The organism is Thermosipho sp. 1244, from assembly GCF_018588215.1.
Lineage (GTDB): Bacteria > Thermotogota > Thermotogae > Thermotogales > Fervidobacteriaceae > Thermosipho > Thermosipho affectus.
In genome coordinates, this window is sequence record NZ_LNGA01000002.1 from 21,590 (window position 1) to 33,336 (window position 11,747).

Annotated in this window: 11 protein-coding genes; all 11 read right to left on the reverse strand. The window is 28.5% G+C overall.

Annotated elements, in window-relative coordinates; all coding sequences use genetic code 11:
- Positions 1-58: 58 nt before the first annotated feature.
- The 11 genes from AS157_RS00205 to cmr1 all read right to left on the reverse strand — a co-directional run bounded on the left by AS157_RS00205 (position 59) and on the right by cmr1 (position 11,413).
- A complete protein-coding gene (locus AS157_RS00205; protein WP_077289223.1) occupies positions 59-1,126 on the reverse strand; it encodes a GDP-L-fucose synthase family protein in 1,068 nt (355 codons plus the stop codon).
- Positions 1,127-1,192: 66 nt separating this feature from the next.
- On the reverse strand, positions 1,193-2,290 hold the full coding sequence (gene gmd, locus AS157_RS00210) for a GDP-mannose 4,6-dehydratase (RefSeq protein WP_077289224.1): 1,098 nt from the start codon (positions 2,288-2,290) through the stop codon (positions 1,193-1,195).
- Positions 2,287-3,075: a glycosyltransferase family 2 protein gene (locus tag AS157_RS00215; RefSeq protein ID WP_197023216.1), complete on the reverse strand. Its 789-nt coding sequence runs from the start codon at positions 3,073-3,075 to the stop codon at positions 2,287-2,289. The genes gmd and AS157_RS00215 overlap by 4 nt, the downstream gene beginning before the upstream one ends.
- Positions 3,072-4,322, reverse strand: coding sequence for an exopolysaccharide biosynthesis polyprenyl glycosylphosphotransferase (locus AS157_RS00220; protein WP_352039404.1), 1,251 nt, complete (start codon positions 4,320-4,322; stop codon positions 3,072-3,074). The genes AS157_RS00215 and AS157_RS00220 overlap by 4 nt, the downstream gene beginning before the upstream one ends.
- A 177-nt stretch (positions 4,323-4,499) precedes the next feature.
- A complete protein-coding gene (cmr6, locus tag AS157_RS00225) occupies positions 4,500-5,291 on the reverse strand; it encodes a type III-B CRISPR module RAMP protein Cmr6 (RefSeq protein WP_197023218.1) in 792 nt (263 codons plus the stop codon).
- On the reverse strand, positions 5,281-5,733 hold the full coding sequence (gene cmr5, locus AS157_RS00230) for a type III-B CRISPR module-associated protein Cmr5 (protein WP_077289228.1): 453 nt from the start codon (positions 5,731-5,733) through the stop codon (positions 5,281-5,283). The genes cmr6 and cmr5 overlap by 11 nt, the downstream gene beginning before the upstream one ends.
- Positions 5,726-6,682, reverse strand: a complete 957-nt coding sequence (gene cmr4 / locus AS157_RS00235) for a type III-B CRISPR module RAMP protein Cmr4 (RefSeq protein ID WP_077289229.1) — start codon at positions 6,680-6,682, stop codon at positions 5,726-5,728. The genes cmr5 and cmr4 overlap by 8 nt, the downstream gene beginning before the upstream one ends.
- A gap of 2 nt (positions 6,683-6,684) precedes the next feature.
- Positions 6,685-7,797 carry a putative CRISPR-associated protein gene (locus AS157_RS00240; protein ID WP_077289230.1) on the reverse strand — a complete coding sequence of 371 codons (1,113 nt, stop codon included), beginning with the start codon at positions 7,795-7,797 and terminating at the stop codon, positions 6,685-6,687.
- A 19-nt stretch (positions 7,798-7,816) separates the two neighbouring features.
- Positions 7,817-8,851 carry a type III-B CRISPR module-associated protein Cmr3 gene (gene cmr3 / locus AS157_RS00245; protein WP_077289231.1) on the reverse strand — a complete coding sequence of 345 codons (1,035 nt, stop codon included), beginning with the start codon at positions 8,849-8,851 and terminating at the stop codon, positions 7,817-7,819.
- A complete protein-coding gene (cas10, locus tag AS157_RS00250) occupies positions 8,841-10,541 on the reverse strand; it encodes a type III-B CRISPR-associated protein Cas10/Cmr2 (protein WP_214494933.1) in 1,701 nt (566 codons plus the stop codon). The genes cmr3 and cas10 overlap by 11 nt, the downstream gene beginning before the upstream one ends.
- Positions 10,538-11,413 carry a type III-B CRISPR module RAMP protein Cmr1 gene (cmr1, locus tag AS157_RS00255; protein ID WP_077289233.1) on the reverse strand — a complete coding sequence of 292 codons (876 nt, stop codon included), beginning with the start codon at positions 11,411-11,413 and terminating at the stop codon, positions 10,538-10,540. Before cmr1 ends, cas10 begins: the two co-directional genes overlap by 4 nt.
- Positions 11,414-11,747 lie beyond the last annotated feature (334 nt).

Genomic DNA, 11,747 nt, shown 5'->3' on the forward strand with positions numbered 1-11,747 from the left:
ATCAACAAACTCGATAAATTACTTATGTTTTACAAGTTTAATGTTATAATAAATCATTTCATATAGTATGTATTCTTTCATACCACTCAAAACTTTTCCTTATTCCCTCATCCAATTCTATTTTATATTTCCAACCTAATTCGTTAAACCTTGAAACATCAAGTAATTTTCTTGGTGTTCCATCTGGTTTACTTTTGTCATGTACTATTTTACCATCATATCCTACTATTTCTTTTATTAATCTTGCAAGTTCTTTTATCTTTATATCTTTTCCTGTTCCTATATTTACAAATTCTCCTATGTCTTTGTAATCATAGTTGTTCATTAAATATACACAGGCATCTGCTAAATCATCTACATACATAAATTCTCTGTATACTTCCCCGCTTCCCCATAACGTTATTGCTTCTTTCGTTATGCCTAATTGTTTTAATATTTCTATTATTGATTCTTTGTTATTTAAATCTATCTTTTCATCATATCCAAATCCTAAAGGATATTTCTGTATGTTTTCTTTTATTTTTTCGTAATTTTCTTCTTCCAATAATTTTCCTAAATAAAATTTTCGCAATAAAGCTGGTAACACATGTGCTGTTTCTAAATTGAAATTATCATTTGGACCGTAGAGGTTTGTTGGCATTACAGATATAAAGTTTGTTCCGTATTGCTCATTGAAATATCTGCACATTTTTATTGCAGATATTTTTGCTATTGCATACGGCTCATTTGTTGGTTCTAATTCACCTGTTAGAAGATATTCTTCTTTCATCGGTTGTTTTGCATATTTTGGATATATACATGATGAACCTAAGTTGAGTAGTTTTTTTACACCATATCTATATGATGCTTCTATTACATTTGCTGCTATCATTATGTTTTGGTATATAAACTCTGCTTTGTATGTATTGTTTGCAAGTATTCCTCCTACCTTTGCTGCTGCTAAAAATACATATTCTGGTCTTTCTTTTTCAAAAAATTTCCTTGTTGCTTTTTGATCTGTAAGGTCAAGTTCTGCATGTGTTTTTGTTATTATGTTTGTATATCCAAGTTCTTTTAGTTTTCTTACTATTGCTGAGCCAACTAATCCTCTATGCCCTGCTACATATATCTTTGAATTTTTCTCCATTTTATTTATTCACCTCTTTTTTACTGCACTCATATCTTCTCTATTTTTTCTTTTGTTTTTACTTTTTTATTCTTTTATCCATTCTCCTCTGTCTTTTTCTTTTAATGCTAACTGTAAATCATATTCTATCATTATTTTTACAAGTTCTTTAAATGTCACCGTTGGTTTCCATCCAAGTTTTTCTTTTGCTTTTATTGGATCTCCTATAAGTATATCTACTTCCGTTGGTCTGAAATATTTTGGGTCAACTTCAATGATTACATCTCCTGGTTTTAGTTCTGTCTCATAATTTGTATCTATACTTTCTACTATTCCTTTTTCTTCTATTCCTTTTCCTTCCCAGCGGATATTGATTCCCAGAGTTCTAAATGCTTCTTCACAGAATTCTCTTACGCTGTGTGTTTCTCCTGTTGCTATGACAAAGTCATCTGGTTTGTCTTGCTGGAGCATTAACCACATTGCTTTTACATAATCTGGAGCATAGCCCCAGTCTCTTTTGGCAGATAGATTTCCAAGGTATAGCTTTTTTTGAAGTCCTAAAAGTATTCTTGTTGCTGCCCTTGTGATTTTTCTCGTCACAAATGTTTCACCACGTCTTGGTGATTCATGATTAAATAGTATTCCATTGCAGGCAAATATGCTGTATGCTTCTCTGTAATTTATGGTTATCCAATATGCATATAACTTTGCTGCTGCATATGGACTTCGTGGATAAAATGGTGTTGTTTCTTTCTGGGGGATTTCCTGAACTTTCCCAAAAAGTTCACTGGTAGATGCCTGGTAAAATTTTGTTTTTTTCTCTAATCTTAAAAGTTTAATTGCTTCAAGTAGGCGAAGTGTTCCCAGTGCATCTGCATTGGCTGTGTATTCTGGTGTTTCAAACGAAACTTTTACATGGCTTTGTGCTGCTAAGTTATATATTTCATCTGGTTGGATTTCCTGTAATAAACGAATAAGGTTTGTTGAATCTGTCATGTCGCCATAGTGAAGGAATAATTTTACTCCTTCTTCGTGAGGATCTTTATATAAATGTTCTATTCTTCTTGTGTTGAAACTACTTGAACGCCTTATTATTCCATGAACTTCGTATCCTTTCTCAAGCAAAAGCTCTGCTAAGTAACTACCATCTTGGCCTGTAATTCCTGTAATTAAGGCTGTTTTCATTTTTGTTCCTCCAATCTATTATTCACATTAAAATATAATCCTCTGATAATTTGTAATAATCTTTGAAAAGGCCTATAAAAATAATATCCTATCGAAATATCAAAACCATTTTTTCTTATAATATCCATAATTTCTGAATTTCCATTTTTCATATTATGGATATTTTCAGTACTTTTTCCACCAAATCTCATTTTAACTATTGGATAGTTAACATAATGACATTTAACTGCATGCTTCAATGCTTTTAATATAAAATCATGATCGGCTGCTATACGATAATTTATATCAAATTCCAATTCCTTCGCAACCTTACTGGATATAAAAAAAGCAGGATGAGGTATTTGCCAACCGTATTTTATTTTTCTTAAATCTAATTTTCCAGTTTTCCAGTACCTCACAATTTTATTTTTATTTTTTCTTGAAACATAAACTAAATCCCCATAAAGAGCTTCTATATTATTTTCTTGAAAAGCTTCTAAAACTTTACAAAATATAGTATTATCAAAATACATATCATCACTATTTAAAAAACTTATTATTTCTCCAGAAGCTAATTTTAATCCTTTATTCATTGCATCATATATTCCCTTATCTGGTTCTGAAATATATTTTGAAACGACACCTTCATTATAGTATTTCTTAATAATTTCAAGGGTTTTGTCGGTTGAACCACCATCAATAATAATATATTCATAATCTTTGCAACTTTGATTTTTTACACTTTCTATCGCTTCTTCCAAAAATTGTTCTGAATTATATGTGACAGTGATTATAGAAAGTTTCACTTCGCCCCCCTCTTCCAGAAAATGGCTTCAAGTGTTTGAAGTATTATTTTTAAATCAAGAAATATGTTTCTATTTTTCACATACCATAAGTCATAGCTAAGCTTTTTTTTCACTTCATTTAAATCGGATGCATATTTATACATTATCTGTGCCCAACCTGTAAGGCCTGGTTTTACATTGTGTCTTTGAGAATAAAATTCTATTTCTTTTTCAAATTGCCTGACAAACGGTATTTGTTCTGGTCTTGGTCCTACAATGCTCATATCACCTTTTAGGATGTTTATAAACTGCAAAGATTCATCTATTCTAACCGGCCTTATTAACCTACCTATTTTCAAAATCCTATCTTCCTCCTGATCTGCAAATTTTGCTTTATCTTCTTTATGCTTTTTCATGCTTCTAAACTTTACAAGCGTAAAATGCTTATTATCCTTCCCTACCCTTAATTGTTTAAATATAACTGGCCTTCCATCTTCTATAAGTATGGCAATTGCCGTTATAAGCATAAACGGGGAAAATAATATTAACCCAAGTATTGATCCAAATATATCAAGTATTCTTTTTGCAGGTGATTCTTTTGTATTTTGAAAAGCTATTTCATAATAATCTTTGAACTTTATTGCAACTTCTATTGGAATTCTTTTTAGTATTTTCTCAACAAGATTTGGAAGATATTCTATTTCGTATTTTTCCTTTAGCTCGTTTAACTGATTTTTTACGTATTTTTCTAGTTCCTGGTCAGCAACTAATACAGCATCATATTGTGCAATTTTACTTTTAAGCACTGCTGGAGATGGGTTTAAAAATTCTGTAAATTTGACTTTACCTTGTGATTTTCTTTCAATTTCGTTTAGTATATCTTTTAATTCATCTTTTCTCCCTATTACAAGGTATCTTTTCTGAGAAGTATTTTTTATTAATATTAGATATTCTATTTTATGCAATATCGGAATAGTTAAAAGTAAGATTATAAGGTTATAGATGAAAAACCAACGGTTTAATATTTTATCCATCAATGGATAAAATATTAATATTCCAATAAATCCTATTACTATCCCTGCAAAAACCCTTATCAATTGTTCGTTGTAATCTTTTAGATAATCATAATCATAAACCCTAAAGGCATATATTCCCAACCATATTATAACAGAAAGGAAAACAGAAGAAAACACAGAAGAAGTTAAAAAATAGTTAAAAACCATTATTAAGAAAAGGTCTATTAAAATTATTATTCTTGAAAAATTCACCTCAATTCCTCCAAATCATACAATATATGCAATCCAATTATATCACAATAAAATACAATTTTCCTGCCAAAAAAATATTTGTTTATACAAGAATTTAAAATAATATTATCAAAAATAACTCTTTTCTTAATTATCCCACTTTTTAATATACGATTTTTATCATCAAAAATGGACATTTTATTTAAAATACCCATATCCCACAGAAGTTTTTGCACCCACACCATGGTTTTCCAAGGCCTTTTTAAATAATTTTAAAAGGCTATTTCCCATAATCTCATAATTTTCCATATTTTTTTTAGAACCTATTACAAATTTAAATTTAGTATTTTCTACTGTATAGAAAAATATAGGCTTAGGATTTAAATTATCACACGGTGCACTTTTTCCATCGTAATATTCTTTGTAATGAACATTTATAACATCACGTTTTATATTTATCCTATCAATTGGAAATGCATCGAAAAATAGTACTTCACCCTTATTCTCTTTATCTCCAAAAATTTTACAAAATTCTTTATCTTTCAACGCTTCATCTTCTGATGAAAAAAAGTTTAAAATAACATAATTTCTCAACATACCTTTTAGCGCCTGACCAGGTATGTATGGCAATCCATATATATGATGCAAAGTCATAGATGTTTCACACACAGATGGTTCACCTAATCCAACTATCATTCTCCACTGAATTTCCTTTTCAAATGATTTTAAATCCAAAGAAAGCTCTTCTATTTTACTATAATAATCCTTTTTTAATTTCTTTATAAGCTTGCTAAACACTGTAAAATCAAAATTATTTATTATTTTCTCAAATTTCTTTTCTTTTGAATGTTTTTTTGATATGATGAACTTATTCATTAACAAATTAAAATTATCAATCTTTTCATTATTTAATTTAAAAATTTTTAAAGTATCTATAGGTAAAACAAATTCTCCTTCCTCTTTGTTATTATTTTTTTTATTATTCTTCATTATTTTCATCACCTCTATTTTTATCTTCCTCATCCTCTATAAGTCCTTCTGCAAACCTTCTAAGCCAATTAAAAAAAGCCAAAACTTCATTGGAAAGGGCCATGTATTCAGAAGACTCCAACCTTGTAACGGTCTTAACTAATCCATCAAAATTTTCTATTTTACTTGCGTCTTTTAATATCCTTTTTTCATCTCTTTTTAGCCAATTTAAAATATTTTCTCCAATTATGTCATATGCCTTATTTTTTGCCTTTTTAGAAAGTATAAAGGCAAATGTTAGTCCCAATCCGTTTGTTTTTATAAGCATGGGAATCTTTTTTACGTAGGATTTATACTCTCCTTTTTTATTGCCAAGAACATTTATGGCTTTTTCAACACATTTAAATGCAAAATATGCCCTTCCATGCTCAAGTGTTTTTAAACTTTTTTTCTCATTACTCATATTTATCACCTTCAGTTTTCCATACTTTTAATTCAGAGATTCCCTTTCCAATAGTTGCATTTCCACCTATTTGTATTATCTTTGGTAGGTTTTTTTCAAAAAAATTCATCACAAATTTTTCTTCTGAAAACTTTTCATTTTTCATTAATTCTTTTAAAATTTTTTCCTTTTTATCCTTTTTCAAAAAAATCGGACTTGCCATGCAAAGAAAATACATTACAGTTTCAGAAGGCAAATATTCTTCTGTAAATAGCGCACTACCCTCTACTGTGCCAGTTTCAGGGTTAATCTTTATCCTTGTTATAACCTCTGTTGAAAGATTTACAAAATCCCCAAAAACATCATCTGGAAGTATAACAAGTTTGTCTTTTATCTCCTCTATTCCAAGTAATGCTGAAAGCCATTCTGCAAATTCTTTTGTATCTTTACTAAATTCAACTTCAAAGGCGTATTCTTCAAGAATTACTTTTTCTGAAATACATAGTTTTTCACGATTTGAAACTGTTAATTCTTTTAATTTCCTTTTTTTATCAAAAAAGTGTTTTTTATTAATACCATCCAATGTTTTTGATATTTCCAAATCCTTTTTAAACCTTTCCAAAACCTTTGGAGATGTAATATATGCATATACTCCCTTTACTGATTTTACGGGAAATAGTAAAATTCTTACATCTGTAAATGCAATAGAGCTTGCATGTACATCTCCACTTTCTGGACCAAAAACCAAGGATATAATATCATCTACTCCATATTTTTCTAATTTATTTTCTTTTTCCAAATCCTCAAAGGATTCTCTAATACATCCCTTTATAGATGATGATTCAATTTTAGGGAATTTTGTATGTCTTTCACGCTGGATAGGCAAATCAACTATTCCCAAATCTTGTCCACTTCCCGCATGAAGTGGTGTAACAACTTTTAAAAACACAGGTTTTGCAATTTTGTACATCTTTATTCCTCCTTTTTGATTCTTCTTAATTTTGACAAATTTTTATAACTTTCTTTGAATTCATTTGTAAATTTCTCACTATTTAAATACTTTTCGTATTTATCGTGATCTTCAAACACTTCGTATATGTATATTTCATCCCCATCTTTAAAATAAAAAATGCGATTCTGGTTATTTCCGTCATCATACACCAAATGTCCTGACTTATCTTGTGTCTTTGAATTATAATTTTCAAAAAACTTACTTTTTAATATGCGCATTATTTCTTTTTTGTTTTTTATATCTTTATAAATTTCATCTGTAGCATAAAAATATACAAATTGACCCTTATACCTATTAAACAATATCCTACCTATTGGACTTAAAAAGGCAATATCATCAACTATTTCCACTAAACCACTTTTTTCCAATTTCTCACAGGCTTTATAATTTTCAACCTTTAATTTTTGATAACTTTCTATACCATTTTCAAGTTTTATTATTAATTCTTCATATTTTTCAAAAAGATTATAGTCAATCTTCAAAGGAATTTGAGGAATTCTTATTAATTTATTAGACTCTTCGTGAATATAGTATATTTCACACTCGTTAACAACGGCCATAATGGTTAAATATGGGATTATTCCCTTATATCCCCCTGTTATATTAAAAATTAAATTCTCATAATAACCTCCTGCGATATTTTCAATCTTTTCTATTAAATTATTAAGTCCTTCTACAAAATTTTCATTTACATTAAGTGATTTAACCAAGTGAATTTTAATTTCAATATCACTATTTTCAACATACTCTTCAAATATAGTTTTTATAATTTCTGCAGACAAATATGATAAAATTGTATCTGTTGTTAACAAATAAACTTTTTTATTTTCATCTTTATACTTTTTTGATATTTCTAAGATACTTTCAATTTCTGCAGAAGCTTTTTCAAAATTTTCGTCGTCTTTCAAATACTCTAAAACTCCATCTTTTATCTTTCTTATTTTTCTCTCATAATATTCCCAATCAGAATAGCTCTTATCTTTTAATTCATCATAATAGTTATATAATCCTTCTTCTTCCTCTAATACATTGGTAATAATAGATGTCCCCACCATTGAAATTACCTTTTTCATATCGTTCCCCCTTTCTAGCTTAAATCTTAGCTAAATACGATATTCCAAACCCCTGTTTTTGATAAATTTCTGAAATTGCCTTTTTATGAAATTTCCTGATTAAATCTTTAACATCACCTTTTAACAACTCAAAATAATACACGCTTCCTGCAGGAACAGCTTTATACAATGGTTTTGCCCTTCTTTTTTTCATATCAAAGCCACCCACTATTAAAGGTCTTCCAACAACTGCAGCTAATAATTTTAAATGAATATTTTCACTCTTATATTCAAAGTTTTCTTCACTTATAAAAGAAGGAATACATCCTTTTTTAAATATTGCAGGAGTAGTTAAAACAACCTTAAAAAATCTATCAATTTTTACATCAAATTTTTCCAAATTGTTTTCAACTACTTTATATTCAGCTGCTTTTGATTCACCACCAAGCTTTAAAATCCCCTTTTTTGGGATAGATAATCCTTCAAATTCAACCACAATACTTACATCATTCAACCTTTTCATATCTATCCTATACAGTGCACTCTCAGCACTAACATGGGTTTCTTTTGAGCGGGCAATACCTATCTTTGGTTCATCCATTATATCAAGTTCACTATAATAAATTTCTTTTTTTCCATTTATATAATCTTTAAAGTACTCATCAGATAAATATAGATTTTTTTTATTTTCTACCTTACCTTTTGCAACCAAAATTTTTGACAAATTTGGATAATTTGAAAAAAACATATTATTTACATCTTGCAAATCTAAAACTATCGCTTTTTTATCATTTGAAGCTTTTGAAACAACACAATCCAAAGGCATTGGAAAAAGTAAATCACGCTTATTTTTTAAAATTATGTTTATTATTTTTAAATTTCTTGTTGGATCCTCCTCTTTATTTGCATACTCAAAGGTATCCATATTATTTGCAAAATATAGTGTTCTTAAAGCACCGTATATTACAGAAGGATACGGAGGAAAAATTCCCTCTCCCCATGTATCCTCACCTTTAAAAAAAGTCTTTGAATTTCTAAAAAAAAGTGTATCTAAAGGTGTTATTTCAATTATCATTTAATTCACCTACCTCTTTTGAAAGAAAATTTATAATGTTTAGAGTAGATATAAAGTTTTGTAAAGAATAAGATTCTACAAACAAATATAATAATTTATCACTTAACTCTCCTATTTCATTTGATTTTAAAGATACTCCATTGGGATTTGAAGCTCTCTTTAACAGTCTTTTACATTCTGATTTGATGAATTTCTCGTTTACATCGTATTTAAACCTCCTGAGTTCATCAGCTAATACTTTTGTAAAAGTGTTTGAAAATTTTTTATTAATTATACTTTTGACAATACTTTTTATGATATCAACTGTGCTTTTACCATTTAAATACCATTTATACTTAATTTTATGTATTTCACCAGAACGTTTTAATACTGCTATGGCAAAGGCATCTTTTTTATCTTTTTTATCTTCTTTTGCTTCCTTTTCCATTTTTCTTGCCCACTTTATTACCTCAGAAAGTGGTGTTTTATAATGTGCAATAGCAACTCCCATAGAAGCAGAAGATTTATTTCTGTTTTTTACATTTTTAATTTCTTCAAATTTTGGAAAAAAATCCCTTAGATTTTTCATAACAAAAAGAAGATGATCAATGTTTACAAAAGAAAGCACATCATCTCCTCCAGCATAAACTAACTTGCCTTTTCCTTCAATTATTTCTTTTGTCTTGTCTGTATATTCTCCCAACTTTTTTGAAAGTTCCAAATGAAAATCTCTAAGATGTGATTTATCAGACAAAAACTCTCCTGATAACCACTTCCCCATTGAATCTCCATCAAGCATAACAATAGCATAATACTTTGATGGAACACCGTATTTTTTATAAAGGTTATTTAGGTATTTTTTGGCTTTTTCTAAATTTTCGTCATCTTTATAATGATCATATTTTATTAAATGCTCTTTTCTTAAATTCTCATCAAAAAAAAGTTCTTCGTCAAAATTTTTGAAAAAATCTTTGTATTCTTTTATTTCAACTTGTGTTAATTTTTCTACCCAACTTAAAGAAGCTATTTTGGCAGTTGAAGAAAATGAAGAGCTTTTAGTTTTATAAAACCTCTTAATAAAACATATACCACATAAACTTTCTCCCTGATTTAATCTAAATTCATTTATTTCCTGTGCCTGAAAACTTATATTTCTTGGCTTTTTATCACTTTTTCTGTAAAATAAAGCTTCTCTTTGCCCACACACAGAACATTTTCTATAACTTTCAACGCAATCTAAAGAGTTTTGTCTAAACCTTCTAATATTCTTTATTGATCCTAAATAGCTCTCTATCTTTTCATACAATTCTGCATAACTACTTTCCTCATACGGCAAAATAACCCAATATATCTCAAGAAAATTCTCTATCTGCTCCAAAAAAATCTCGGAAATATCAAAATTTGCATATTTTTTCACTATATCAAAAGAAAGTTTTTTTAATTGATCCTTTACCATATTCTCTATATCCATTCCTATCCCCTTTGGATCATCACTTTCGATAATAGCTATAAACCTATTGGGTTTTGATTTTATTTCCTTGTGGGGGAATATTATTTTACAGGTTTTAACTTTTTCTTCTAAAGCATATATTGCATATTCTATTAAATCTGAAAGAATTTTACTTCCTGCCCACAAATCATGGGTTTTCCTAGCTTGTGCTATAAAAGATTGAACAGGTCCTATCGTAAAAAGAAAAAGATATTTTTTCATCCTAACACCTCTCTTATAAATTCTTTGCTTCTATCTATACCTTCAACATCTTCAGACAATTCTAGCTGAGTAACAACAGGTATAAAATTATTATCTTTTTCCACAACACTAACGTACACAGGGGATGCAAGTCTTTTTCCGTTTTTTGCATACCCTGTAAAATCAGAATTGTGATTATGAGAAGCCGTACTGATTTTTTTCAAAAGCTCATCATAATTATCATACTCTTTTCCAAATTCTATAAATTTTACATAGGGATATTTATTCTCTTTTTTACAAAATTTCGTTTTTATTTTTGAGCTTTTATCATTTTTTTCTACACTAAAATGTTCACTTTTGCTTATTTTATTCATCAAATTTGCCATTTTTTCTAAATCAACATATTTTTCATAATCAAAATTTTCTCCATTAATTTCAATTATCTTAAAACTTCCAAATCCTCGCCTTGTTCTTCTACCAACTCCCCCTAAAATTGATATTAAAATAAACAAGTCTTTTATAGTTGTTACTAATTCTTCGTCTTTCTTCCAAAATTTCATTTCAACATTAAAACTAGTTTCATAAGGAATAAATGCTTTACGTTTAAACGTTTTTTTATGAGGTAGAACATATTCATATTCTGTTTTTCCATTAACACCAACAATCTTTATAGAAAATTTACTTTTCCCATCATCTTTTCCTACTCCACCAAATATATTTGCCTCTTTTTTTCTTAGAGTATCAATAGATAAATGTCCATTTAGAGCTCTCCACCAAAAACGCATTACTCCTTTAAGAGATTGTGCTCTAATCTCTAACCCATATTTTTTATCAGCACCATAACACAACATGGGTGTTACAACCATACATTTGAAATTCAGATTTTCATACATAAACACCTACCCCTTTCAATGTTTACATCCAATACTTTGTAAGTATAACAAAAAATAATTTTTTAATAATAACTTACTTAAAAAAAAGTTCTATAAATTAATTTTTTCACAAGAAAATAAAAAAATAAATTATCCTAACACTTACAAATAAAACTAAACTAATCCTAATCATATTATCAGGATATATAACAAACTCACTTCTTAAATTATGTACCTTCAAACCCTTTCCCATTCAAAGTATGCTATATTCCTTTCTTCCTTGTCAAATTCCACTCCTATTATGTATATCTCTTTGCATCTTTCTTTGTACTTTTCATAATATCTTTTTTCTTTT

What these genes read in the sequence shown, in the direction of transcription:
- AS157_RS00205 (WP_077289223.1), bottom strand. Translation starts at nt 1,126, where the DNA reads ATGGAGAAAAATTCAAAGATATATGTAGCAGGGCATAGAGGATTAGTT.
- gmd (WP_077289224.1), bottom strand. Translation starts at nt 2,290, where the DNA reads ATGAAAACAGCCTTAATTACAGGAATTACAGGCCAAGATGGTAGTTAC.
- cmr6 (WP_197023218.1), bottom strand. Translation starts at nt 5,291, where the DNA reads ATGAAGAATAATAAAAAAAATAATAACAAAGAGGAAGGAGAATTTGTT.
- cmr5 (WP_077289228.1), bottom strand. Translation starts at nt 5,733, where the DNA reads ATGAGTAATGAGAAAAAAAGTTTAAAAACACTTGAGCATGGAAGGGCA.
- cmr4 (WP_077289229.1), bottom strand. Translation starts at nt 6,682, where the DNA reads ATGTACAAAATTGCAAAACCTGTGTTTTTAAAAGTTGTTACACCACTT.
- AS157_RS00240 (WP_077289230.1), bottom strand. Translation starts at nt 7,797, where the DNA reads ATGAAAAAGGTAATTTCAATGGTGGGGACATCTATTATTACCAATGTA.
- cmr3 (WP_077289231.1), bottom strand. Translation starts at nt 8,851, where the DNA reads ATGATAATTGAAATAACACCTTTAGATACACTTTTTTTTAGAAATTCA.
- cas10 (WP_214494933.1), bottom strand. Translation starts at nt 10,541, where the DNA reads ATGAAAAAATATCTTTTTCTTTTTACGATAGGACCTGTTCAATCTTTT.
- cmr1 (WP_077289233.1), bottom strand. Translation starts at nt 11,413, where the DNA reads ATGTATGAAAATCTGAATTTCAAATGTATGGTTGTAACACCCATGTTG.